Source organism: Streptomyces sp. CA-111067 (genome assembly GCF_050956065.1).
Lineage (GTDB): Bacteria > Actinomycetota > Actinomycetes > Streptomycetales > Streptomycetaceae > Actinacidiphila.
Map to the genome: position 1 here is coordinate 5,874,975 of NZ_CP192103.1, position 23,685 is coordinate 5,898,659.

Sequence of the window (23,685 nt, forward strand, 5' to 3'; positions counted from 1 at the left end):
CGCCCGGGCCCGCGTCCGTCAGAACTTCATACCGCCCGAGATGAACGTCAAGCTGCGGTCGATCAGATCGAGCAGCTGCTCCTCGTGCCCCTCCTCCGACCAGTACGACGTCGTCTCGTGCAGCGCGGTGAAGACCGTCGCCGTGAAGACCCGTATCTCCAGGCTGTCGGCCGGCTGCCCGGTCCGCTCGGCCAGCACCGACCCCAGCAGCCGCCCGGTGACGGACATGCTCTCGTGCGACCGCGCCCTGATCGCGGGCACGTTCCGCATCAGCTCCTCGCGCTGCAGCATCTCGTCCCGCTCGGCCGGGTCGTCGAGCACCCGGCCGAGCGCCTCGCGCATCATCGCGCGCAGCGCGCTCAGCGGTGGCTCGTCGGCCGGCCGGGCCCGCAGTAGCGCGGCCATCGCGTCGTCGTACTCGTCCGTGAGGACGATGTCCTCCTTGGTCGGGAAGTACCGGAAGACCGTGCTCGGCGAGACGTCGGCCGCCTCCGCGATCCGGTCCACCGGCGTGGCGTCGTACCCGTGCTCGGCGAACAGCCGGTAGGCGGCCCTGCGGATCGTCTGCCTGGTCTGGATCTTCTTCCGCTCCCGCAGCCCGGGCTTGGGGGCGGCGCCGGACAGCGCGGACAAGGAGGACGGTGCCCCCGGGGTGGACGGTACGGCCGGGCCGGTGGCGGGCGTGTGCGGCGACATGACCGTCATTGTCATGCATCTACCCCCTCAGCTGCCACGGGCGCGGCCTCGGCCGGCGGACGGTTCGTACCCGTTGCCCCGCTCGCTGCACCCGTCTCCTCGTCATCCCGCGTGTCCGGCAGGAACCGCCACACCAGCAGCGCGGCGAGCAGCGCCCCGGCGCCGCACACGGCCAGCACCAGGTTCATCCCGTGCAGGTAGGCCGCGTCCGCGCCGGCCGCCAGCGCCCGGTCGCCGAGCCCGGCGGCCACGGTGTGCGCGCCCACCACCGACTCGTGCGCGGTGTGCGCCGCGGCCGGCGACAGCCCGTCGGTGTCGAGCCGGCCCCGGTATCCGGCCGACAGGACGCTGCCCAGGATGGCGACGCCGACCGCCGCACCGGTCTGCCGCAGCGTCTGGAGCAGCCCCGTTCCGCTGCCGGCCCGCTCCAGCGGCAGCATGCCCATCGCGGAGTCCATCGAGGGGACGATGGCCAGGCCGAAGCCGACACCGGTCAGCGACAGCCAGACGGCGACGGTGCCGTACCCGTCACCGACGGCGGTACGGCTGCCGAGGAACGCCGCCGCGGCCATCAGCGCGAGCCCCCCGATGATCACCTGGCGCGACCCGAACCGCTTGACCAGCGTGCCGGACAGCCGCGAGGCGACCAGCAGGCCGGCCATCATCGGCAGCAGCCGCAGCCCGGTGCCGAAGGCGTCGTGCCCCAGCACGGTCTGGAGGTAGGTGGGCAGCACGAAGAGCAGACCGGTGAGGACGAAGCTGACCAGGGTGGCGGCGATCGCGTTCCACAGGAAGCCGGGCCGGCGCAGCAGCGACACGTCCAGCATCGGGCGGGCCACCCCGCGTTCGCGCAGCACCAGGCCGGTGATCATCGCGACCGAGGCGAAGAGCATGCAGACCACCAGCGGGTCGCCCCAGCCGCGGTCCGGGGCCTCGATGATGCCGAAGACCAGTGCGCCCAGGCCGAGCGCGGCGAGCAGCGCGCTGAACAGGTCGACCCGGGGCGCGGCGGGGTCGCGGGTCTCGGGCAGCAGGATCAGGCAGGCGGCGATGCCGATGCCGACCAGCGGGATGTTGATCAGGAAGACCGAGCCCCACCAGAAGTGCTCAAGCAGCGTCCCGCCGATGATCGGGCCGAGCGGCATGCCGAGCGCCAGCGCGGTGGTGATGGCGGCGACGGCCTTGGAGCGCTCCTTCGGGCCGAACAGCGACGGCACCACCGACAGCGCCAGCGGCATGATGAACGCCGCGCCCACGCCCATCACCGTACGGGCGGCGATGACCGGCCCGGGGGAGCCGGCCAGCGTGCCGAGCAGCGAGCCGCCCAGGAACACCGCGAGCCCCGCGACCAGCATCCTGCGGCGGCCGAAGCGGTCGCCGAGCAGCCCGGCGGGCAGCATCGCGGCGGCGAAGACGACGGTGTACGAGTCGACGATCCACTGCATGTCGTCGGTGCCGGCGCCGATCTGGGCGGCCATGGTCGGCAGGGCCACGTTCAGGATCGTGGCGTCGAAGCCGAGGACGATCATGCTCGCGACGAGCGCGCCGAGCGCCAGCCAGCGGCGGGGGTTGCTGTGCGGGTCCAGAGGGGGCGGTGGGGTGGACATCGGACCTCCCGAGAGTTCCTAGCAAATGAGAGTTGCTGTCAAAAAAGGGTAACTCTCATTTCGTGGGAAGGGAAGCCGGGGCAGGAAGCCGGGGCTCCGAGGGCCGCCGGGGCAGCAAAAAACCGCACCCCCACGGGGGTGCGGTTGTGGTCGGGGGAGCGGGCCGCGGGCCTACCCGTGCTGGTAGGCCACCAGCGAGATCCCCACGTAGTGGACGACGAACGCCGCCAGCGTGAACGAGTGGAACACCTCGTGGAAGCCGAACCAGCGCGGTGACGGGTTCGGCCGCTTGAAGCCGTAGACCACCGCGCCGGTGCTGTAGAGCAGGCCGCCGACGATCACGCAGACCATCACGGCGACCCCGCCGGTCCGCATGAAGTCCGGCAGGAAGAACACCGCCACCCAGCCGAGCGCGATGTAGCAGGGGGTGTACAGCCAGCGCGGCGCGCCGACCCAGAAGACCCGGAAGGCGATCCCGGCCAGCGCCCCGGCCCACACCAGCCACAGCAGCAGCTCCGAGGTGGCGCCGGGCAGCAGCAGGATCGCCAGCGGTGTGTAGGTGCCGGCGATGATCAGGAAGATGTTCGCATGGTCAAGTCGGCGCAAAATTCCTGCGCCGCGCGGTCCCCAGTTGCCGCGGTGGTAGAGCGCGCTCACACCGAACAGCGCGCAGGCCGTGAGCGTGAAAATCGCGCACGCGATGCGCCCTCTGGTGCTCTGCGCGCAGGCCGTCAGCACCACGCCGGAGATCAGCACGGCCGGGAACATTCCCGCGTGCAACCACCCTCTGAGCTTGGGTTTTATCTGCTGCGGCAGGTCGAGTTCATCGACGGTCGGGGACACTCCAGCAGTTTCGTCCACAGCGGCCATACCGTCAATCTTACCTACGGAACCGTAGGTTACCCATTCGTATGGAAAGTGGCTCGCCGGGCACCCGGGCCGGGGCCGGCGCAGTGGCGACGGTCACCTGAGGTGCCCTGGACAGAATCAATTGAGGGGCCGCACACTCATATGAGTGTGGTCGGTACCGGATGAGCACCCCACGAACGCGTCCGGGCCGCAGCCCCCAAGGGGCCGAACCAACCCTCAATTTGCGACGCCGGTCTGTGCGGACCCGGCGGGACGGAGCGATCGTGGCGCTGGCAATTGCGGCTCCCACCAAACATCAGGAACTGACGCGCTGGGTCGGCGAGATCGCCGAGCTCACGCAGCCGGACGAGATCGTCTGGTGCGACGGCTCGGAGGAGGAGTACCACCGCCTCGCCGAGGGGCTCGTCGCCAAGGGCACGTTCACCAGGCTCGATCCGACGCTGCGGCCGAACTCGTACTACGCGGCCTCCGACCCGTCGGACGTGGCCCGGGTCGAGGACCGTACGTTCATCTGCTCGGAGCGGGAGGCCGACGCCGGCCCGACGAACCACTGGAAGGCGCCCGCGGAGATGCGGGAGATCTTCACGGGCACGGGCAGCGGGGACGGCGGGCTGTTCCGCGGCGCGATGCGCGGCCGGACGATGTACGTGGTCCCGTTCTGCATGGGCCCGATCGGCTCGCCGCTGTCCGCGATGGGCGTGGAGATCACCGACTCCGCGTACGTCGCCGTCTCGATGCGCACCATGACCCGGATGGGGCAGCCCGTCCTCGACGAGCTCGGCACCGACGGCGACTTCGTCAAGGCCGTGCACACCCTCGGGGCGCCGCTGGCCGCCGGCGAGGCCGACGTGCCGTGGCCGTGCAACAGCACCAAGTACATCTCGCACTTCCCCGAGGACCGGGAGATCTGGTCCTACGGCTCCGGCTACGGCGGCAACGCGCTGCTCGGCAAGAAGTGCTACGCCCTGCGGATCGCCTCGGTGATGGCCCGCGACGAGGGCTGGCTCGCCGAGCACATGCTGATCCTCAAGCTCACCCCGCCCACCGGCGAGACGAAGTACGTCGCCGCCGCGTTCCCGTCAGCCTGCGGCAAGACCAACCTGGCGATGCTGGAGCCGACCATCAGCGGCTGGACGGTGGAGACCGTCGGCGACGACATCGCCTGGATGCGGTTCGGCGAGGACGGCCGGCTGTACGCGATCAACCCCGAGGCGGGCTTCTTCGGTGTCGCGCCCGGCACCGGCGAGCACACCAACGCCAACGCGATGAAGACGATGTACGGCAACTCGGTCTTCACCAACGTGGCGCTCACCGACGACGGCGACGTGTGGTGGGAGGGCATGACGGAGCAGCCGCCGGCCCACCTCACCGACTGGCGCGGCGACGACTGGACGCCGGACAGCGGCACCCCGGCCGCGCACCCCAACGCCCGCTTCACCGTGCCGGCCGCGCAGTGCCCGATCATCGCGCCGGAGTGGGAGGACCCGCGGGGCGTGCCGATCTCGGCGATCCTGTTCGGCGGCCGGCGCGCCACCGCCGTCCCGCTGGTCACCGAGTCCTTCGACTGGCAGCACGGGGTCTTCCTCGGCGCGAACATCGCCAGCGAGAAGACCGCCGCCGCCGAGGGCAAGGTCGGCGAGCTGCGCCGGGACCCGTTCGCGATGCTGCCGTTCTGCGGCTACAACATGGGCGACTACTTCGCGCACTGGATCGCGCTCGGCAAGGAGCACGACGCCGAGAAGCTGCCGAAGATCTACTACGTGAACTGGTTCCGCAAGGACGCGGACGGCCGCTTCGTGTGGCCGGGGTTCGGTGAGAACAGCCGGGTCCTGAAGTGGATCGTCGACCGGCTGAACGGCGAAGCCCCCGGCGTGCGGACCCCGATCGGCATCCTCCCGCCGCCGGAGGCCCTCGACACGAAGGGCCTCGACCTCCCGCAGGCCGACCTGGACCTCCTCCTCACGGTGGACCCGGCGGCCTGGCGCGAGGAGGCGTCCCTCATCCCGGCCCACTTCAACACCTTCGGCACGGCGATGCCCCCGGAACTGTGGTCCGAATACGAGTCCCTGGTCACCCGCCTGGGCTGACGGATTCCCCGGCCGGACCCGCGCCCCCGCGCGCGGCGGCCCCGGCCGGGGGCCTACGGCTGCGAGTAGCCGTCGAGGAAGCGGGCGATGCGGCCTACTGCCGAGCGGAGGTCCTCGGCGCGGGGGAGGGTCACGATGCGGAAGTGGTCGGGCTCGGGCCAGTTGAAGCCGGTGCCGTGGACCACCATGATCTTCTCCGCACGGAGCAGGTCGAGGACCATCTGCCGGTCGTCCTTGATCTTGTAGACCTGCGGGTCGAGCCGCGGGAACGCGTAGAGCGCGCCCTTTGGCTTCACGCATGTGATGCCGGGGATCGAGGTCAGCGCCTCGTACGTGGCGTCGCGCTGGGCGCGCAGCCGGCCGCCGGGGAGGACGAGCGCGTTGATCGACTGGTGGCCGCCGAGCGCTGTCGCGATGGCGTGCTGGGCCGGCATGTTCGCGCACAGCCGCATGTTCGCCAGGATCGTCAGACCCTCTATGTAGCTGCCCGCGTTCTTCTTCGGGCCGCACACCGCCATCCACCCGCTGCGGTAGCCGGCCACCCGGTACGCCTTCGACAGGCCGTTGAACGTCAGCGTCAGCAGGTCGGGGGCGAGGGCCGCGGTCGGGGTGTGGGTGGCGTCGTCGTACAGGATCTTGTCGTAGATCTCGTCCGAGCAGACGATCAGCCGGTGCCTGCGGGCGATGTCGGCGATCCCGCGGATGAGCTCGTCGTCGTATACGGCGCCGGTCGGGTTGTTCGGGTTGATCACCACGATCGCCTTGGTGCGGTCGGTGACCTTGCGCTCGATGTCGGCGAGGTCCGGCATCCAGTCGGACTGCTCGTCGCAGCGGTAGTGCACTGCGGTGCCGCCGGCCAGCGAGACCGAGGCCGTCCACAGCGGGTAGTCGGGCGCCGGGACCAGCACCTCGTCGCCGTCGTCGAGCAGCGCCTGCATCGACATCTGGATCAGCTCGGAGACGCCGTTGCCGAGGTAGATGTCCTCGACGTCCAGCGGGATGCCCTTGGTCTGGTAGTGCTGCATCACCGCGCGGCGGGCCGGCAGCAGCCCCTTCGCGTCCCCGTAGCCGTGCGCGTCGCCGAGCGAGCGCAGCATGTCCTCCAGGATCTCCGGCGGGCACTCGAATCCGAAGGCCGCCGGGTTACCGGTGTTGAGCTTGAGAATGCGGTGCCCGGCCGCCTCCAGCCGCATCGCCTCCTCAAGAACCGGACCCCGGATCTCGTAACAGACGTTGGCGAGCTTCGTTGACTGGATGACCTGCATGCCGGTCACCTTACGGCGAGGTAACGCCCGCCGCTCGGTGTTTTTCGCCACGCCGGGGCGGCCCCGGGGGCCCGGCTGGCAGACTGCCGGGGTGTCCTACCCCGCCGCCCCGACCCTCGCACTGAGCGCCCCGGCCCCCGGCTCGCGCACGTTCGCGCTGCTCAACGACGAGCCGGTGACCGACGAGACGCTCGACCTGCTCGGCGCCCGGCGCGCCTCCACCCAGCTGACCGGGCTGCTGGTGGCATCCCGGCACCAGACCCCGCTCACCATGGCGGTGGACGCCGGATGGGGGATGGGCAAGAGCAGCCTGATGCGGCTGGTGGACACGCAGTTGCGCCGGCACCGCGAGGTGCACACCGTCTGGTACAACGCCTGGACGTCCACCGGCGCCGACGCCCTCGAAGGGCTGATCAAGTCGGTGCTGATGCGGGTCGACCCGAATATCCTGCGCCGCGCGCTGCGCCGGGTCACCCGCCCCGGCACGCTTTACGGCTGGCCCGCGCGGTGACCGTCCTGGCCGCCGGGCCGCTCGGCGCCGCGCGCATGGTGGACGAGCTGTGGCGGACGCTGTCACTGGACGCCACCGCCCGCAACGGCATGCGGGACACCCTGCGGGAGGTCGTCGGCGAGTGGGTGGGGTCGGTACCGCAGGGCGCGCCCGGCCGGCTGCTCGTGGTGTTCATCGACGACCTCGACCGCTGCTCGGAGGAGACGGTGCTCGCGGTCTGCGAGGCCGTCAAGGTCTACCTCGACGTCCCCGGCCTGGCCTTCGTCGTCAGCCACCGCCAAGAGGATCAACTACAACGCGACGTCGGCGATGCTCACCGCGTGGAAGAGGACCGAGGAACTGGCCTTCCTGGCCGAGGTGTCCTCGGTGCCGTTGCAGCAGTGCCTGAGGCATCTGCAAGGCGCGTTCACCAGTTTCTTCGAAGGCCGGGCGAAGTACCCGCGGTTCAAGTCGCGCAAGGATTCCCGTCGCAGCGCCGAGTACACCAGCTCGGCGTTCCGCTACCGCGACGGTGCTCTCACGCTCGCCAAGATGCGCGAGCCTCTGGACATCGTGTGGTCGAGGCCGCTGCCCGCTGGGGCACAGCCGTCGACGGTGACCGTGTCCCAGGACGCGGCCGGCCGCTGGTTCGTGTCGCTGCTCTGCGACGACGCGATCATCCCGGCCCCGGCCACCACAGCGGCGGTCGGTATCGACGCGGGCATCACGTCCCTGCTGACTCTCTCCACCGGGGAGAAGATCACCAACCCCCGGCACGGGCGCCGCGACCGGGCCCGCCTCGCGAAGGCCCAGCGGGAACTGTGCCGCAAGGAGAAGGGCTCCGCGAACCGGGCCAAGGCCCGGTTGAAGGCCGCCAAGGTTCACGCGCGGATCGCCGACCGCAGGCGTGATCACCTGCACAAGCTGACCACTCGACTCGTCCGTGAGAACCAAACGGTCGTGATCGAGGACCTCACCGTCCGCAACATGGTCAAGAACCACAGCTTGGCCCGAGCCATCTCGGATGCGGCCTGGCGCGACATGCGGTCGATGCTGGAGTACAAGTGCGCCTGGTACGGGCGCGAACTGATCGTGGTCGACCGCTGGTTCCCCAGCTCCAGGCTGTGCGGGGCCTGCGGCACGATCCGGGCGAAGCTGCCGCTGAACGTCCGTACGTGGACGTGTGACTGCGGCATGGTGCACGACCGCGACGTGAACGCGGCGGAAAACATTCTCGCGGCCGGGCTGGCCGTGTCTGCCTGTGGAGACGGTGTAAGACCTCAACGGGAGTCCTCCCGGACGGGGCAGCCGTCGGTGAAGCAGGAAACCCAGCGGGCGACCGCTGGAATCCCTCGCCGTTAGGCGGGGGAGGATGCCAAGGAGAAGATCTTCCAGACCAGACCAGACCAGACCAGCTATCGGATTCCCGGCCGCCAGCGGCCCCGACATCCACTCCCACGTCCGCTGGTGCGCGAGCGGGGCCAGCACCGACCACCTGCTGGACGGCTACCTGGTCGAACTCCTCGCCTTCCGCGCCGCACCGGATGATGACGCTGTCGGCGGAGCCCGGTGATGGTGACGTGGTGCGGCAGTTTCTCACCTACCGCCGGGTGCGCACCGAGCTGTGGTCCGGCGCGCAGTGGGGCGAGGAGACCGGCCGCGTGGCCGGTGAGTTCCCGCGCGGCTACGAGGTCTACGATCCGGACGCGCTCGCCGCCTTCATCGCGCACCAGCTGGCCAGGGAGTCCGCCGCACCGAGCGTCCCGCCAGGGCCTGGGTCCGGCGGCCGTCCTCGATGACGAACCGGCCGTCGATCAGGACGTGCGGGATGCCGGACGGCAGCGTGCGCGGGCGGTCGAACGTGGCGCCCGCGGCCACCGTCGTCGGGTCGAAGAGCACCAGGTCGGCGCGGTGGCCGACCCTGACGAGGCCGCGGTCGGGCAGCCGCAGCCGGGCGGCCGGGCGGCCGGTGAGGTGCGCGACGCACTCCTCCAGGGTGAGGACACCCAGCTCGCGGACGTAGTGCCCCAGGTAGTGCGGGAACGTGCCGTACGCCCGCGGGTGGGGTTTCGCGCCGTGCAGGATGCCGTCCGAGCCGCCGGTGTGGGCCGGGTGCCGCATGATCGTACGGACGTTGGCCTCGTCGCCGACGTGCTGGAGGATCGTGCTGCCGAGCCGGTCGCCGAGGAGCAGCCTGCGGGCGGCCGGCCAGCCGTCCAGCCGGGTGCCGATCAGGCCGGTGTTGGCGGGGTCGGCCACCCCGGAGATCTCGATGGTGCGCCAGTCCATGGGGACGCCGTGGCTGCCGTCGGAGCCCTCGACCTCCAGCGCGTACCGGATGCGTTCGGCGGTCGGGTCGTCCCGCAGCCGGGCGAGGGTCGCCTCGGGGCCGCCGGCCGCGGCCCAGCTCGGCAGGAGGGCGACCAGCGTCGTACAGCCCGGGGTGTACGGGTACGTGTCCAGGCTGACGTCCGCGCCCGCGGCGATGGCCCGGTCCAGCAGCGCGAGCAGGTCGGGGGCGCGGCCGGCGTTGAGGCCGAAGTTCATGGTGGCGTGCGCCAGGTGCAGCGCGCAGCCGGCGTTCTCGGCGAGGGTCAGCATGTCGGCGTACGCCTCCAGGGCTCCCGCGCCGTACGACCTGTGGTGCGGGCAGTAGTACCCGCCGTAGGAGGCGACCACCCGGCACAGCTCGGTCAGCTCGGAGTCGGAGGCGTACATCCCGGGGGTGTACGTCAGCCCGGACGACATCCCGACCGCGCCTTCCGCGAGGCCGCGCGCCACCAGCTCCTTCATCCGGTCCAGCTCGGCGGGCGTCGCCGGGCGGTCGTCCCAGCCGACGGCCATCGCGCGGACGGTGCCCTGCGGCACGAGGTAGGCGGCGTTGACGGCGATGCCCCGGTCCAGGCGGTCCAGGTACTCGCCGACGCCGCGCCAGTCGAAGTCGACGTCCGCGCCGTCGCCGTTCCAGCCGGCGAGCTGGGTGCGGAGCTCCTTGAGGACGGTGTCGTCGGAGGGGGCGTAGGACAGGCCGTCCTGGCCGAGGACCTCCAGAGTGACGCCTTGGGCGGCTTTCGCCTCGTGGGAGGGGTCGGTGAGGAGGGCGAGGTCGCTGTGGGCGTGCATGTCGATGAAGCCCGGGGCGAGGACGAGGCCGTCCGCGTCCACATTCCGCCGCCCGCGGAGCCGGCGCCCGCTCCGGCGAATCCCGGCGATCCGCCCGCCCACCACCCCGACGTCGGCGACATAGGCGTCCCGCCCGCTCCCGTCCACAACCCGCGCGCCCCGCATGACGATGTCCACAATCCCCTACTTTCCCTCATCCCCCCGGTCCGCCTGCCGGCGGTGGCTTGTCGCGCCCCGGCCGGGACGTGCCCCAAAGGGGCGCGGGGAACTGCGCGATCAGCCACGACGTGGCCGCGCCGGGCCACTCACCTCGCCCGTCGCAGCGGGATGGCCGGGGCCACCGGCCGGTGAGGGCGGGCGTCGTCAGAAGAACGTGCGGATGTAGTCCGTGATCGTGTTGTCCTCCGCGGCAAGCGGAATGAGCTGCCACTTGTCGAACGTCGTGCACGGGTGCGACAGGCCCAGCGCGACCCAGTCGCCCACCTGGAGGGGGTCCGCGGCCGGGAGTTCGAGCCACATGTGCTGGTCGGACAGGCCCGTGACCTTCACCCGCGGGCCGGGCCGCAGGTCGTCGCCGCCCGCGGGGCGGATCGCCTGGACGGTCGGCAGGCCGAGGTCGTACGGCGCGTCGCGCTTCCCCGCGTTCAGGAACGCCTGCGTGCCGGCCGGGCGGGACACCACCTGCGCCCAGAGGGTGAACGCCGGCCGCAGCGAGCCTTCCGCCGGGACCCGGTTGAACGGCGTCAGCCGCCGGTAGTGGCTGGAGTCGTGCGTCACGTACGCGCCGGACCGCAGCAACTTCCGCACCGGCACGGAGAGTTCGGGGATCTCCCCGAAGACGTCGGCCACCGCGTCGAACCACGCGGAACCCCCCGCGCTGACCACGACCCGATCCGTCCCCACGAACCGCCCGTCCGCGTCGAAGTCCGCCGCGAGCGCGACCAGCCGCCGCAGCCAGTCCCGTACCCGCTCCGGATCGGCCTGCGGCACCTCGCCCTCGTAACCGGCGACGCCGACCAGCCGCAGCGTCGGCGCCGCGCCCACCGCGTTCGCGACGGACACGCACTGCGCCTCGGTGCGCGCCCCGGTGCGGGCGCCCTCCCCGGCGCCGAGTTCGACGACGACGTCCAGCTGCCGCCGCGTCCCGGCCGCCCGCAGCGCCGCGTCCATGAGTTCGACGCCGCGCACGGAGTCGACGTAGCAGATGAACTCGAAGTCCGGGTCGGCGTCCAGCTCCGCCCCGACCCACGCCAGCGCCGCCGCGTCCACCAGCTCGTTGGCCAGGAAGATCCGCGGCACGCCGAACGCCCTTGCCACCCGCACCTGGTGGGGGACCGCCAGCGTGATCCCCCAGCAGCCGCGGTCGAGTTGGCGGGCGAAGAGCTGCGGCGCCATCGACGTCTTGCCGTGCGGCGCGAACTCCAGGCCGTGTTCGGCCGCGTAGTGCTCCAGCACGTCGAGGTTGTGCTCCAGGGCCTCGTCGGACAGGACGAGCAGCGGCGTGCTGAAGCCGCCGTCGAACAGCCCGCGCCGCTCGGCCGCCAGCTCGCCGACGGTGCGGCCGGCCGCGTCCGGCGGCAGCCCCTTGAACCGGTGGTCCACCCGTTCCTGGTGCAGCGCGGCCACCTGCTCGCCGATGTCGATCCGGTCCACGCGGTCCATGCGGCCTCCCGAGTGCGCGGCGTTGCACCCTGTGCAACGGCCATTGCGTATTCTGTTTCCTGTTGTCTAACATCCCGCCGAACGCCCGGTCAACGCCGATCAGGCAGCAGCCGGGGCGACCCGGGCGGCAAAGAGGCGAGAGCGAGCAGGCGTGACGGCATCACCGAGGTTCGACGTCGTGTGCCTGGGCGAGTCCATGGTCACCTTCGTACCCGGCACTCCGGGTCCGCTCGCCGACGTGCCCGCGTTCCACCGCAGCATCGGCGGCGCGGAGTCCAACGTGGCCTGCACGCTGGCCCGCGCCGGCCACCGCGCGCGCTGGGTCGGCCGGGTCGGCGCGGACGGGTTCGGCGACCACCTGGTGGCCGAGATCGAGGCGGCCGGCGTGGACGTCGGCGCCGTGCAGCGCGACCCGCGCCGCCCCACCGGCATCTACTTCCGCACCGCGGGCGAGCGCGCCACCACCGTCGCCGCCGACCCGGCCCGCGCCGAGGTCGTCTACTACCGCAAGGGCTCCGCGGCCTCCGCGCTGTCGCCCGCGCTGGTCCGGCGGCACGACGTGTGGGCCGGCCGGGTGCTGCACCTGACCGGCATCACCGGCGCGCTGTCGGCGACCTGCCTGGCGCTGATGCGCCGGCTCACCCACCGCGAACCGGGCAGGCCGCTGGTCTCGTTCGACGTCAACCACCGGCCCTCGCTGTGGCACGGCGCCGACCCGTGGCTGCTGGCCGACCTCGCCCGCGGCTGCGACCTGGTGTTCGTCGGCGAGGACGAGGCGCAGGCCGCCTGGGGGCTGCCGGACGCCGACGCGATCCGGGCCGCGCTGCCCGAGCCGGCCACGCTGATCGTCAAGCAGGGCGCGGCCGGCGCCACCGCCTTCAGCGACGGCGAGCGGGTGCACGTTCCGGCGCCGACGGTCGACGTGGTCGCGCACGTCGGCGCGGGCGACGCCTTCGCCGCCGGCTACCTGTCGGCGACGCTGCGGGGCCTGCCGCTGCGCGACCGGCTGCGGCACGGGCACCTGCTGGCCGCCGCCGCGCTGACCGTGCCGTCCGACCTGGGCAGCCCGCCGTCGCGCGAGCGGGCCGACGCGCTGGCGGCGCTGCCGGACGGGGAGTGGGCCAGGCTGCGGCTGCGGCCCGGCTGGACGGAGCAGGCGCCGGCGCCGCGATCGGTGGCCGGGACAGGGGACGGGCCATGAGCCAGACGGTCGACCGGGCGCTGAGCATCCTGCCGCTGCTCGCCGAGGGCCCCGCCGGGCTCGAACAGGTCGCCACCCGGCTCGACGTGCACAAGTCCACCGCGCTGCGGCTGCTGCGCACGCTGCACGAACACGGGCTGGTCTACCGGCAGCAGGACCAGCGCTACCGGCTCGGCGCCCGGCTGTTCGCCCTCGCCCAGCAGGCGATGGAGGCCCTCGACATCCGGGAGATCGCCCACCCGCACCTGGCCGCGCTCAACGAACTGACCGGCCACACCGTGCACTTGGCGGTCTACGAGCAGGGCGAGGTGGTCTACATCGACAAGGTGGACAGCCGCTATCCGGTCCGGATGTACTCGCGGATCGGCCGGCCGGTCGCGATCACCGTGGCCGCCGTCGCCAAGCTGCTGCTCGCCGACCTGCCGGAGGCCGAACGGCGGGCGGTGGCCGAGGGGTTGGACTACCCGCGGTACACCGCCAGGTCGACCGCCGATCCGGCGGGGTTTCTCGCCGAACTCGCACGGGTACGCGAACAGGGCTGGGCCACCGACCTGGGCGGACACGAGGAGTCGATCAACTGCCTCGGGGCTCCGCTGTACGGGCCGGACGGCCGGGTCTGCGCGGCGATGTCGCTGTCCGCACCCAACGTCGTGGTCACCGCCGAGGAGTTGGTGCGGTTGCGCCCGGCGCTGCTGCGGACCGCCGCGGCGATCAGCGACGAGCTGTCGGGTACGGCGCCGCTGCCGGCGGCCGGGCCGGGGCACCGCGTCCCGGAGCCGGCGTCCGGCCCCGGTCCAGGTCCCGGCAGCGACCTGCCCGACGACCATGTGAACTCCACGAACCCGACGAACCCGAACTCCACGAACGAGGAACCTTCTTCATGAGCGACCTGACCCCACGGCTGCCCAAGACCGCGATCGTCCCCGCGACCCACACCGCGCCGCCGGCCCGGTTCTCGCACGGCGTGCGCAAGGGCAACATCCTCCAAGTGGCCGGGCAGGTGGGCTTCCTGCCGGCTGTCGAGGGTCAGCCGCCGACCCCGGCGGGCCCGGGCCTTGCCGAGCAGGTCAGGCAGTCGCTGGTCAACGTCCAGGCCGTCCTGGCGGCCGGCGGCGGCAGTTGGGAGGACGTGGTGATGATCCGCGTCTACCTGACCGACACGGCGCATTTCGCCGAGTTCAACGAGATCTACGACGACTACTTCACCAACCTGACCGGCGCCCCGGCCGCCCGCACGACGGTCTACGTGGGCCTGCCGCCCGGCCTCCTGGTGGAGATCGACGCTTTGGCCGTACTGGGCTGAGCCCCCGCGCCCCTTTGGGGCGCTCGCCGGGGCGTGCCCCGGCCCCAAGGGGGAACCGGGGCACAACGCCGTTACGGCAGCGCGTGGACGTGCGGGCCGACCGTGTTGGACCAGGAATTGCCGTTGGAGGCGTCCCAGTTCGTCGACCAGGTCATCGCTCCGCCGATGCCGGGCCAGGTCGTGGACGGCTTCCACGAACCGCAGCCCGTGCCCTTCGCGAGGCAGTCGAGCGCGTTGTCGACGACGCTCGGGCTCACGTAGCCGGAACCGGCCGCGCTCGTGGACGCCGGGGTGCCGATGCCCACCTGCGAGGGTGACAGGCCCGCCTGGATCGCCGTGCACGCCAGCGTGGTGATGAAGTTGACCGTGCCCTGGCTGTACACCCCGCCGTCGCAGCCGTTCATCGAACCGCTGTTGTAGTACTGGGTGTTGACGATCGTCAGGATGTCCTTGACCTTCAGCGCGGTGGCCAGGTAGTCACTGCCCGCCGACAGCATGTCGATCGTCTGCGGCGCCATCGTGATGATCAGCCCCGAGCCGGCCTTCGCGCTGAGCGCGCGCAGCGCCTGCGGCATGTACGTGGTGTCGATGCCGTTCTCCAGGTCGATGTCCACACCGTTGAAGCCGTACGTCTGCATCAGCGTGTACACGCTGTTGGCGAAGTTGGTCGCCGACGCGGAGTCCCGTACCGAGATCGTGCCGTTCTGGCCGCCGACCGAGATGATCACCTTCTTGCCGGCCTGCTGCTTGGCCTTGATGTCGGCCTTGAACTGCGCGTCGCTGTACCCGAGCGACGGGTCGAGGGTGAACGAGACCGCGCCCGGTGTCGTCGTGGCGTCCGCGAAGGCCACCGCGATGATGTCGTACTGGCTCTGCACCTGCGCCAGGGTCTGTACGGTCGCGCCGTTGTTGAAGTTCTGCCAGTAGCCGGTGACCACGTGCTTGGGCAGCCCGGTGTTCGGCGGGTTCGTCGGCGGCGGGGTGGGCGGTGTGGTCGGGGGAGTGGTCGGCGGCGTCGTGGGCGGGGTGGTCGGCGGCGTGGTGCCGCTGCCGGCCGGGCCCGAGAGGCTGACGTCGTCCACCATGTACGCGGACTGCGCGTACCAGCCGTGTGTGTAGACCGTCACCGAGTGGGTGCTCGCGCCGGTGCTGAAGTTCACGCTGAGCTGCTGGTAGGACGAGGCCGACGGCGTCCAGGTGGACGGGTCGGTGCCGCCGGTGCCGGTGGCGCCCAGGTAGACGTAGGAGCCCTGCACCCACGCGCTCAGCGTGTACTGGGAGTTGGGCTGCACGCTGATGGTCTGCGAGCACTGCCCGGTGTCGCTGCTTGACGGGGTGGCCTTGAGCGCGGAGGTGCCGGAGTGCGCGGAGCCGGTCACCACGGCGCCGCTGCCGGCCGTGCACGACCAGTTCGAAAGGCCGCTCTCGAAGCCGGAGTTGGCGACGAGGTTCGGGGTGGCGGCGCTCGCGCCGCCGACGGTGGCGACCAGCGCGCCCGCGCCGATCACGGCGGACGCGCTCAGTACGGCGAGCGTGCGGTGCAGGACCTTCGACCGGTGCGCTGACTGGCCGTCGGCATGGCTTCGTTGATTCGCGTGCGATGCACGTTCCACGACTGCCTCCTGGGGGCAAGGAGTTGGGGGGGTGGTGGGAGTGCGGGTGGCCGCGGCGGCCTGGAACACGAGAGCGTGCGTGTATGGGAGAAAGTTGGTCCAGACCAATCGGGTTGTCAATACCTCTGACCGGCCCCGGTCGTCCGCCCGTCCCGATCCGCAACTTTCCGCACCCAATCCGCTACACATCGATAAGCTGACGAGCGCGAATGGCCAGGTTGCCGGGCCCGTCGGGCGGAGAGGGGGAGGTGCCCAATGCCCAGCGTCATCACCGTCACGTCGGACGATCTGCAGCTCTCGCTGGAGGAGCAGGTGGCCCGTACCACCGCCGCGCTCGACGCGTACGGCCACATCGTGGCCCTCGCCCCGGCCGAGGCCACCGATCCGGCCAGGCGCCGGATGCACACCGTGCGTTCGGCGCTCGAAGCCGACCGGATAGCCATCGTGCCGCTCACCCTGCCGCCGCTGGCCCGCGCCCTGCTGGCCGAGCAGCTGCGGCAGCTGGCCGGCACCGACCTGGGCCCCGGCGTACTGGCCGGCGCCGCCCGGCTGCTGTCGTACTACCTGCACTCCGGCGCGCTGCTGGCCTCGGTGGCCAAGCTCGACCGGGTGCCGGTCGGCGTCGGCTCCCACGTCAAGTCCCTCGTCCCGGGGCGGCACTTCGCGGTGCTCGCGCACCCCGAGCCGTACCTCGGTGAGGCCGACCCCGGGCACACCCCGCCGGGCCCCGGCTACCAGACCCAGCTCGCAGTCGCGGGCAAGGGCGTCGACCCCGGCTGGATCAGCGGGCCGCTGGCCACCGCGTGGCGCTCCCAGCACCTGCGCGAGGTGCCGCTGCCGCCCGACTCGGCGCGCTGGTGGGGCACTTCGCGGCTGGTGGAGTTCACCGCCTACATCGCCGACGTCGGCATGCTCTACCAGCTCGTCACCTCGGTACGGCGCGACACCTGCACCTGGTGCGGGCTCGAAGTGATCGGCGACCAGTGCCTGTTCTGCGCCACCCGGCTGATCGACCGCACGGCACCGGCCAAGCACGCCGCCGCACCGGCCGCGCGGAGCGTGGAGACCCCGCGCCGCCCCCAACTCGAACCCCACAAGCGATAGGTCCGCCCGCACATGAACTCACGTCAGCGCCGAGGTGTGGTCCTCCTGGTGGTCTCCGTGCTCTGCGCGGTGGCCGCCTTCGCGGGGGTGCTCGCGGTGGTCAGCGACGCGCGGTCGCAGGTCGGACCCAAGGTGACCGCGTACGAGCTGTCCGCCGACGTACCGGCCTACCAGGCGCTGACCGGCGCCCAGGTGCACCGGATACGGATGCCCAAGCGCTGGCTGCCGGACACCGCGGTCCGCGACCTCGGCGAGCTGCAGGGCAAGATCGCGGCCGTCGCGCTGAAGAAGGGGACGCTGCTGCAGTCCGACATGGTGGCGGCCAAGCCCGAACTCCGGCCGGGCCAGATGGAGATCGCCATCATGATCGACGCGGAGACCGGGGTGGCCGGCAAGATCACCCCGGGCGCCCGGGTCAACATCTTCGCCACCTTCCCCGGCAAGAAGGACACCGACCCGGACGTCTCGAAGATCATCGTGACCGGCGCGCAGGTCATCGACGTCGGCAAGATCAAGGCGTTCGACAAGGACACCGACGCCCAGCGGCTGTCCACCGAGGGCGTGCCGATCACCTTCGCGCTGGACGCCGAGGACGCCCAACGGGTCGCCTACGCCGAGTCGTTCGCCCGGCACGTACGGCTCGCGCTGGTCGCGCCCGGCGACTCGGCGCCGCCGCCGGACTCCGACCGCACGTACACGCTGGCCGGCGACACCGGGAAGACGGGGGCCGCGGGATGAACCGGACGTCTGCCGCGGGCCGTTGGGCCGTCCCCCCGCCCGCCGGGGACCGTCGGCCGGTGCTTTGGGCACCTCCGGTGCTTTCGGCGCCTGCGGCGCCTTCCGCGCGGAGAGGGGGCCGGTCGTGACCGTACGGATCCTGCCCGCCACCGCCGACGCGGACGCCGCCCGCGCGCTGCTCGGCCTGCTCGGCCAGCTGCCCGGCGCCGAACCCGCCGCCGCGGTCGGCGACTCCGTCACCCTGCTCGACACCCTGGCCCGCGCCGCCGAGACCGGCATCGACGAGCTGCCCGAGGTCGTCGTCGTGCACGACTCCGTAGGGCCGATGCCCGCACTCGACCTGGTGCGCGAGGTCGCGCTGCGCTTCCCCGCGGTCGGCGTGGTGCTGCTCACCGCCGACCCCGGCTCCGGCGTGCTGGCCGCCGCGATGACCGCCGGCGCCCGCGGCGTCATCGGACTCCCGCTGTCCTACGACGAGTTGGGCACCCGGATCGAGGCCGCCGCGAGCTGGTCGGCCGGGGTGCGACGGCACCTGGGCCCGCAGCGAGCGCTGCCCGCGGTGGCCGGCGGCACCCTGATCGCGGTGGCGGGCGCGAAGGGCGGCGTCGGCACCACCGTCACCTCCGTCCAACTCGCCCTGGCCGCCCACGCGTCCGGCCGCTCCACCGCACTGGTCGACCTCGACCTCCAGGGCGGCGACATCGCCTCCTACCTGGATGTCCAGTTCCGCCGCTCGGTGGCCGACCTGGCCGACATCGCCGACGTCTCCTCGCGGGTGCTGCACGACGCCATGTACGTCCACGAGTCGGGCCCGGCACTGCTGCTCGCCCCCGCCGACGGCGAACGCGGCGAGGAGGTCACCGACCGGTCCGCGCGGCTGGTGCTCAACGCGCTGCGGCAGCGCTACGAGGTGGTGATCGTCGACTGCGGCACCCAGGTCACCAGCGCGAACGCGGTGGCGGTGGAGACCGCCGACCAGGCCGTCCTGGTCACCACCCCCGACGTGGTCGCCGTCCGCGCGGCCAAGCGGATGATCCGGATGTGGGACCGGCTGCAGATCCGCAAACCGCAGGACACGGTGGCGGTCGTCAACCGCTACACCCGCGGCAGCGAGATCCAGCCGACGCTGATCGCCCGGATCACCGGCACCAGGATCGCCGGCTCCGTCATCCCGGCGGCCTTCCGCGAACTCCAGGCGGTGATCGACGCTGGCCGGCTCCAGGACCTCGACGCGCGCTCCACCGTCAAGGCCGGGATCTGGGCGCTGGCCGGGGAGTTGGGGCTGATCAGCGGCGCCACGCTGCCCGCCCCGCGCGGCGGCCGGCGGCAGCGCAAGGCCGAGCGGGCCGAGCGCGGCGACAAGGGCCAGGTGATCCTGGAGACGCTCGGGATGACGCCGATCATCCTGATCACGCTGATCCTGGTCTGGCAGGCGGTGCTGGCCGGCTACACGTTCACGCTGGCCGGCAACGCGGCCGACCAGGCCGCGCGGGCGGCGGCGGTGGGCGACAGCGCGAGCGACGCGGCGGCCCGGAACCTGCCGAGCGCGTGGCGGGACAGCCTCGACGTCAGCGGGCCGAGCAAGGCGAACGGCCAGGTCGAGGTCACCGTCTCCATCAAGGTGCCGGTCCTCTTCCCGGGCGCGATCGACTTCCCGCTGAAGGTGCACGGTCACGCGTCGACACCGGACGAGGAAACCACCCCGTGAACGCCGCTCTCCCGGTGCCCCCGGTGCCCCCGGTGCTCGCCGTGCCCCCGGTACCGCCGGGGCAGGGTGCTTCCGACGTATCCGGACCGACGCCCGGTGGTGGGCCGGCCGCGCAGTTCCCCGCGCCCCTGACGGGGCGCCCCCCGACCGGGAGCGCCCGACCCCGGACGTGCCCCCGACGGGCCCGCAGCCGGCCGTTCGCCGAACCCGTTGCGGTGGGGGTCCGGCCACCGGCCGGGGCGGGGCGGCGGCTGCGCGACGGCGGGGTCGCTTCGCTGGAGTACCTCGGGATGCTGCCGTTCCTGCTGCTCGTCGCCCTCGCGGGGATCCAGCTCGGGCTGGTCGCCTACTGCGGCGAGCAGGCCGGGACCGCGGCCAGAGCCGCCGCGCGGACCGCGGCGCAGTCGGGGCCGAACGGGGGGACCGAGGCGGACGGGGAGCGGGCCGGGCGGGCCGCGGTGAGCGACTGGCTGACCGTGGGGTTCGGCTGGGGCGGCAGCGACGACGACCAGGAGAAGGCCACCGCGAGCGTCCCCGTACCGTCCGTGCTGCCCGGAGTGCACCTCTTCGACCCGGTGCGGCGCTCCGCGACGATGCCCAAGGAGGACACCACGCCATGAGCCTGCGCGCCCGCCTCACCGTCGAGGAGACCGCCCCGCAGACCCAGGAAGGCCACCTGGTCGCCGTCTACCGGGCCAAGCTGCTCCAGGAGATCGACCTCGCGGAGATGTCCGCGCTCGCCGCGGCCGAACGCCGGGCCCGGCTGGAGCGGGTGCTCGGGCACATCATCAGCCGCGAGGGCCCGGTGCTGTCCACCGGCGAACGCGCCGCGCTGATCCGCCGCGTGGTGGACGAGGCACTGGGCCTGGGCATCCTGGAACCGCTGCTCGAAGACCCGTCCGTCACCGAGATCATGGTCAACGGCCCGGACAAGATCTACGTCGAACGCGGCGGCCGGGTCGAGCAGGTCGCCGCCCGCTTCTCCTCCGCCGAGCAGCTGCTCCAGACCATCGAGCGGATCGTCTCCACCGTCAACCGCCGGGTGGACGAGTCCAATCCGATGGTGGACGCCCGGCTGCCGTCCGGCGAGCGGGTCAACGTCATCATCCCGCCGCTGTCGCTGACCGGCCCCACCCTCACCATCCGCCGCTTCCCGCGGGCGTACAACCTCACCGAACTCATCGCGCTGGGCACGCTCGACGAGCACATGCTGCTCCTGCTGTCCGCGTTCGTCCGCGCCAAGTGCAACATCATCGTCAGCGGCGGCACCGGCTCGGGCAAGACCACGCTGCTCAACGCGCTGTCCGGGCTGATCCCCGACGGCGAGCGGATCATCACCGTCGAGGACGCCGCCGAACTCCAGCTCCAGCAGGAGCACGTGATCCGGCTGGAGTCCCGGCCGCCCAACGTCGAGGGCGAGGGCCGGATCACCATCCGCGACCTGGTCCGCAACTCGCTGCGGATGCGCCCCGACCGGATCATCGTCGGCGAGGTCCGCGGCGGCGAGACCCTGGACATGCTCCAGGCGATGTCCACCGGGCACGACGGCTCGCTCGCCACCGTGCACGCCAACTCCGCGGAGGACGCGGTGCTGCGGTTGCAGACGCTGGCGTCGATGAGCGAGGTCAAGATCCCGTTCGAGGCGCTGCGGGACCAGATCAACAGCGCGGTGGACGTCCTGGTCCAGCTGCACCGCCATGTGGACGGCACCCGGCGGATCGCCGAGATCGCCGTCCTGTCCTCGCGCGGCCGCGACGCGTTCCGGCTCACCTCCGCCACCCGCTTCCGCGCCGAACCGCTGGGCGTGGACCGGATCGTCCGCGGCTGGTACGAACACCGGCCGGTGCCACGGGAGATCGGCGAACGCCTCTACCTGTCGGGCGAACACGTGCCGGCCGCCTTCGGCATCGGCGCCAGCGAACTGGAACTCGACAGCCGGGAGGCGAAGTGACCCTCCAGACACCGCAGTCGGCGGCGGCCGCCCTCGCCTCCGGCGCCGACTCCGGCACCAACGTCGCCGCCGGCACCGACTTCGCCTCCGGGCCCTACCCGCTGCTGGTGATCGCGGTCAGCCTGCTGGCGCTGGTACTCGGCGTGTGGGGCCTGCACGCCTGGCGCGGCGGCCGGGCCGACCGCCGGGCGCTGGTCGAACGGCTCGCGGGCGAACCGGGATCCGGCCCCCGGCAGGCCGCCTTCGCCGGACTCGACCGGCGGGTACGCCGCTACGCCTGGGGCCGCCGGCTGGCCGGCCGGCTCGCCGCGACCGGCACCAACCTGACCCCGGGGCAGTTCACCGCCGCCGCGGCCGGCGTGATCGCCGGCGCGTGGCTGGTGGCCGCGGTCGTCCTGGCCCCGTTCTTCGGCCCGATCGCCGCCCTGATCGCCGGCTGGACCGCGTACTCCTTCCTGGAGTGGCGGCGGCGGATCCGCACCGAGCGCTTCATCGCCCAACTCCCCGAACTGGCCCGGGTGCTGGCCAACGCCACCCAGGCCGGACTGGCGCTGCGCACCGCCGTGTCGATGGCCGCCGAGGAGCTGGAGGCCCCGGCAGGCGAGGAGTTGAAGAAGGTGGCCGACGCGATGGCGGTCGGCCACTCCGTCGAGGACGCCCTCGGCGAGCTGCAACAGCGCCTGCCCAGCCGCGAGTTGATCGTGCTGATCTCCACCCTGGTGCTGTCCAGCCGGGCCGGCGGCTCGGTGGTGGAGTCGCTGCGCAACCTCACGGTCACCCTGGAGGAGCGCAAGGAGACCCGACGCGAGATCCGCACCCAGATGTCCCAGGTCACCGTCACCGCCTACGCGGTACCGGTGATCGGCATCGGCTCGCTGCTGCTGCTCGACAAGATCATGCCGGGCTCGCTGAGCGCGATGACCGGCTCCGGCATCGGCCGGATCTGCGTGCTGATCTCCCTCGCCCTGTACGTGGTCGGCTTCACGCTGATCCGCCGGATGTCCCGGATCGACGTATGAGCCCCTCGACGAAGAGCCTTCCGATGACGACAGCAGTAGCGGTAGTGACGATGCCGGTGAGCGGGGTGGGCGCGCGATGATCCTGATCGGACTGGCGCTCGGCCTGGTGCTGGCGCTCGGCGTCGTCGGCGTGGTGTACGCCGTCGGGCTGATGCGCTCCGAGGTCAAACTGCCCGACGACCTCGCGCTCGCCCTGGAGGTCGGCCACACCCGAACCACCCGCACCGGCAACGCCGTTGACCGGCTCGGCATCCGCTGGGCCCCGATGGTGATGCGGATGATGGGCCCGGCCCGGATCAGCAGGATGCGGGCCAGGATCGACCACGCCGGCCACCCGCACGGCCTCACCGTCGAGCGCTACGCAGCCCGCCGCGCGGTCTACGGCGGCCTCGGCGGCCTGGCCGCACTGGTGCTTCTCGCCCGCGGCAACTGGTTCCTGGCGCTGCTGCTGCTCGCCTACGGCTGGTGGTGGGCCGACCTCGGCCTCTGGCTGGCCGTCCGCCGCCGCCGCGACGACATCGAGCGCACCCTGCCCGACTTCCTCGACGTGCTCGCCGTCGTGGTCAGCGCCGGCCTCGGCTTCCGGCAGGCGCTGGAACGCGTCAACGCCGTCTACACCGGCCCCTGGTCGGACGAGGTCCGGGTCGCGCTGCGCCAGATGGACGTCGGCGTCAGCCGCCGCGACGCCTTCGACCAGCTCCGCAAGCGCAACCGCAGCGACCAGGTCAGCCAGTTCGTCACCGCGCTCCAGCAGGGCGAGGAGCTCGGCGCCCCGATCGCCCGCACGCTGCTCCAGATCGCCACCGACATGCGCCGCACCGAGGCGCAGAACGCCCGCCGCCGCGCGGCCCGGATGGTGCCGCGGGCGACCGGCGTGATCACCACGCTGCTGGTGCCGGCCACGATGATCCTGCTGATCACCGGCACGGTCATGGGTTCGCAGATCCACTTCGGCGACGTCTTCGGGAACGGGTGACCGGCGGTGGGAAGCGCGGCGGAAGCGATCTCGGTGATACCCCTGCCACGGAGCGTGATCACGCGGCATGCTTGCTCAGTCAGTTCAACCGGCTCAACTGGGTGCGAATGCGGGAGGCTCGGGTGTATCTTTGCATTCGCAACCATATTTGCACCTGCAATCCACAACAACCCGCTGCGGCCAACACCCGACCAGCGAGAGGCGGTGCACCGTGGACACCTCCCCCAACAGGCCGCCCACGGCCGCCGCACGCACTAGCCAGGTGACAAAGG

Annotated in this window: 21 protein-coding genes and 2 pseudogenes; 16 read left to right on the forward strand and 7 right to left on the reverse strand. The window is 72.1% G+C overall.

Features of this window, described 5'->3' with window-relative positions:
- Positions 1-18: 18 nt before the first annotated feature.
- From ACQPW6_RS25965 to trhA, 3 genes are all read right to left on the reverse strand, one after another.
- Complete coding sequence (locus tag ACQPW6_RS25965) at positions 19-696, reverse strand: TetR/AcrR family transcriptional regulator (protein WP_433892086.1); 678 nt, start codon at positions 694-696, stop codon at positions 19-21.
- Positions 697-707: 11 nt separating this feature from the next.
- The gene (locus tag ACQPW6_RS25970) at positions 708-2,303 is read right to left on the reverse strand and encodes an MFS transporter (RefSeq protein ID WP_433892087.1); all 1,596 of its coding nucleotides are present in this window, start codon (positions 2,301-2,303) and stop codon (positions 708-710) included.
- 171 nt (positions 2,304-2,474) lie between these two features.
- The gene (gene trhA, locus ACQPW6_RS25975; protein WP_433892088.1) at positions 2,475-3,173 is read right to left on the reverse strand and encodes a PAQR family membrane homeostasis protein TrhA; all 699 of its coding nucleotides are present in this window, start codon (positions 3,171-3,173) and stop codon (positions 2,475-2,477) included.
- A gap of 263 nt (positions 3,174-3,436) precedes the next feature.
- Between trhA and ACQPW6_RS25980 the strand changes: the two genes are divergently transcribed.
- The gene (locus tag ACQPW6_RS25980) at positions 3,437-5,260 is read left to right on the forward strand and encodes a phosphoenolpyruvate carboxykinase (GTP) (RefSeq protein WP_433892089.1); all 1,824 of its coding nucleotides are present in this window, start codon (positions 3,437-3,439) and stop codon (positions 5,258-5,260) included.
- A gap of 53 nt (positions 5,261-5,313) precedes the next feature.
- Here ACQPW6_RS25980 and ACQPW6_RS25985 read toward each other — a convergent pair whose 3' ends face one another.
- Entirely contained in the window at positions 5,314-6,525 is a 1,212-nt protein-coding gene (locus tag ACQPW6_RS25985; RefSeq protein WP_433892090.1) for a pyridoxal phosphate-dependent aminotransferase, read from the reverse strand.
- Between the two features lie 91 nt (positions 6,526-6,616).
- Between ACQPW6_RS25985 and ACQPW6_RS25990 the strand changes: the two genes are divergently transcribed.
- The 5 genes and pseudogenes from ACQPW6_RS25990 to ACQPW6_RS26010 all read left to right on the forward strand — a co-directional run bounded on the left by ACQPW6_RS25990 (position 6,617) and on the right by ACQPW6_RS26010 (position 8,814).
- Complete coding sequence (locus ACQPW6_RS25990; RefSeq protein ID WP_433892091.1) at positions 6,617-7,036, forward strand: P-loop NTPase fold protein; 420 nt, start codon at positions 6,617-6,619, stop codon at positions 7,034-7,036.
- An 89-nt stretch (positions 7,037-7,125) separates the two neighbouring features.
- Positions 7,126-7,257: pseudogene (locus ACQPW6_RS25995) on the forward strand (hypothetical protein); the annotation flags it as partial.
- A 61-nt stretch (positions 7,258-7,318) separates the two neighbouring features.
- A pseudogene (locus tag ACQPW6_RS26000) lies at positions 7,319-8,377 on the forward strand (RNA-guided endonuclease InsQ/TnpB family protein); the annotation flags it as partial.
- 10 nt (positions 8,378-8,387) lie between these two features.
- A complete protein-coding gene (locus ACQPW6_RS26005; RefSeq protein ID WP_433892092.1) occupies positions 8,388-8,588 on the forward strand; it encodes a hypothetical protein in 201 nt (66 codons plus the stop codon).
- A 10-nt stretch (positions 8,589-8,598) separates the two neighbouring features.
- Positions 8,599-8,814 (forward strand): hypothetical protein, encoded by a 216-nt coding sequence (locus tag ACQPW6_RS26010; protein WP_433892093.1) that lies wholly within the window; start codon positions 8,599-8,601, stop codon positions 8,812-8,814.
- Here the strand turns inward: ACQPW6_RS26010 and ACQPW6_RS26015 are convergent.
- Positions 8,735-10,303, reverse strand: a complete 1,569-nt coding sequence (locus ACQPW6_RS26015) for an N-acyl-D-amino-acid deacylase family protein (RefSeq protein ID WP_433894661.1) — start codon at positions 10,301-10,303, stop codon at positions 8,735-8,737. The genes ACQPW6_RS26010 and ACQPW6_RS26015 overlap by 80 nt on opposite strands.
- 198 nt (positions 10,304-10,501) lie before the next feature.
- Positions 10,502-11,800 (reverse strand): amino acid deaminase, encoded by a 1,299-nt coding sequence (locus ACQPW6_RS26020; RefSeq protein WP_433892094.1) that lies wholly within the window; start codon positions 11,798-11,800, stop codon positions 10,502-10,504.
- Between the two features lie 196 nt (positions 11,801-11,996).
- On the opposite strand from ACQPW6_RS26020, the gene ACQPW6_RS26025 reads away from it, so the two are divergent.
- The 3 genes from ACQPW6_RS26025 to ACQPW6_RS26035 are packed head-to-tail and all read left to right on the forward strand — an operon-like array spanning position 11,997 to position 14,304.
- Positions 11,997-13,001: a sugar kinase gene (locus tag ACQPW6_RS26025; protein WP_433894662.1), complete on the forward strand. Its 1,005-nt coding sequence runs from the start codon at positions 11,997-11,999 to the stop codon at positions 12,999-13,001.
- Positions 12,998-13,885: an IclR family transcriptional regulator gene (locus tag ACQPW6_RS26030; protein ID WP_433892095.1), complete on the forward strand. Its 888-nt coding sequence runs from the start codon at positions 12,998-13,000 to the stop codon at positions 13,883-13,885. The genes ACQPW6_RS26025 and ACQPW6_RS26030 overlap by 4 nt, the downstream gene beginning before the upstream one ends.
- Positions 13,882-14,304 (forward strand): RidA family protein, encoded by a 423-nt coding sequence (locus ACQPW6_RS26035; protein ID WP_433892096.1) that lies wholly within the window; start codon positions 13,882-13,884, stop codon positions 14,302-14,304. Before ACQPW6_RS26030 ends, ACQPW6_RS26035 begins: the two co-directional genes overlap by 4 nt.
- 71 nt (positions 14,305-14,375) lie before the next feature.
- On the opposite strand, the gene ACQPW6_RS26040 is transcribed toward ACQPW6_RS26035, so the two are convergent.
- Positions 14,376-15,812 carry a chitinase gene (locus ACQPW6_RS26040; RefSeq protein WP_433894663.1) on the reverse strand — a complete coding sequence of 479 codons (1,437 nt, stop codon included), beginning with the start codon at positions 15,810-15,812 and terminating at the stop codon, positions 14,376-14,378.
- Between the two features lie 360 nt (positions 15,813-16,172).
- On the opposite strand from ACQPW6_RS26040, the gene ACQPW6_RS26045 reads away from it, so the two are divergent.
- From ACQPW6_RS26045 to ACQPW6_RS26075, 7 genes are all read left to right on the forward strand, one after another.
- On the forward strand, positions 16,173-17,021 hold the full coding sequence (locus ACQPW6_RS26045; RefSeq protein ID WP_433892097.1) for a hypothetical protein: 849 nt from the start codon (positions 16,173-16,175) through the stop codon (positions 17,019-17,021).
- Positions 17,022-17,033: 12 nt separating this feature from the next.
- On the forward strand, positions 17,034-17,759 hold the full coding sequence (gene cpaB, locus ACQPW6_RS26050) for a Flp pilus assembly protein CpaB (protein WP_433892098.1): 726 nt from the start codon (positions 17,034-17,036) through the stop codon (positions 17,757-17,759).
- Between the two features lie 124 nt (positions 17,760-17,883).
- Positions 17,884-19,467 carry an AAA family ATPase gene (locus ACQPW6_RS26055; protein WP_433892099.1) on the forward strand — a complete coding sequence of 528 codons (1,584 nt, stop codon included), beginning with the start codon at positions 17,884-17,886 and terminating at the stop codon, positions 19,465-19,467.
- 215 nt (positions 19,468-19,682) lie between these two features.
- The gene (locus tag ACQPW6_RS26060) at positions 19,683-20,087 is read left to right on the forward strand and encodes a TadE/TadG family type IV pilus assembly protein (RefSeq protein WP_433892100.1); all 405 of its coding nucleotides are present in this window, start codon (positions 19,683-19,685) and stop codon (positions 20,085-20,087) included.
- The gene (locus tag ACQPW6_RS26065) at positions 20,084-21,418 is read left to right on the forward strand and encodes a CpaF family protein (protein WP_433892101.1); all 1,335 of its coding nucleotides are present in this window, start codon (positions 20,084-20,086) and stop codon (positions 21,416-21,418) included. The genes ACQPW6_RS26060 and ACQPW6_RS26065 overlap by 4 nt, the downstream gene beginning before the upstream one ends.
- A 101-nt stretch (positions 21,419-21,519) precedes the next feature.
- Positions 21,520-22,437 carry a type II secretion system F family protein gene (locus tag ACQPW6_RS26070; protein ID WP_433894664.1) on the forward strand — a complete coding sequence of 306 codons (918 nt, stop codon included), beginning with the start codon at positions 21,520-21,522 and terminating at the stop codon, positions 22,435-22,437.
- A 76-nt stretch (positions 22,438-22,513) separates the two neighbouring features.
- A complete protein-coding gene (locus ACQPW6_RS26075) occupies positions 22,514-23,413 on the forward strand; it encodes a DUF5936 domain-containing protein (RefSeq protein WP_433892102.1) in 900 nt (299 codons plus the stop codon).
- Positions 23,414-23,685 lie beyond the last annotated feature (272 nt).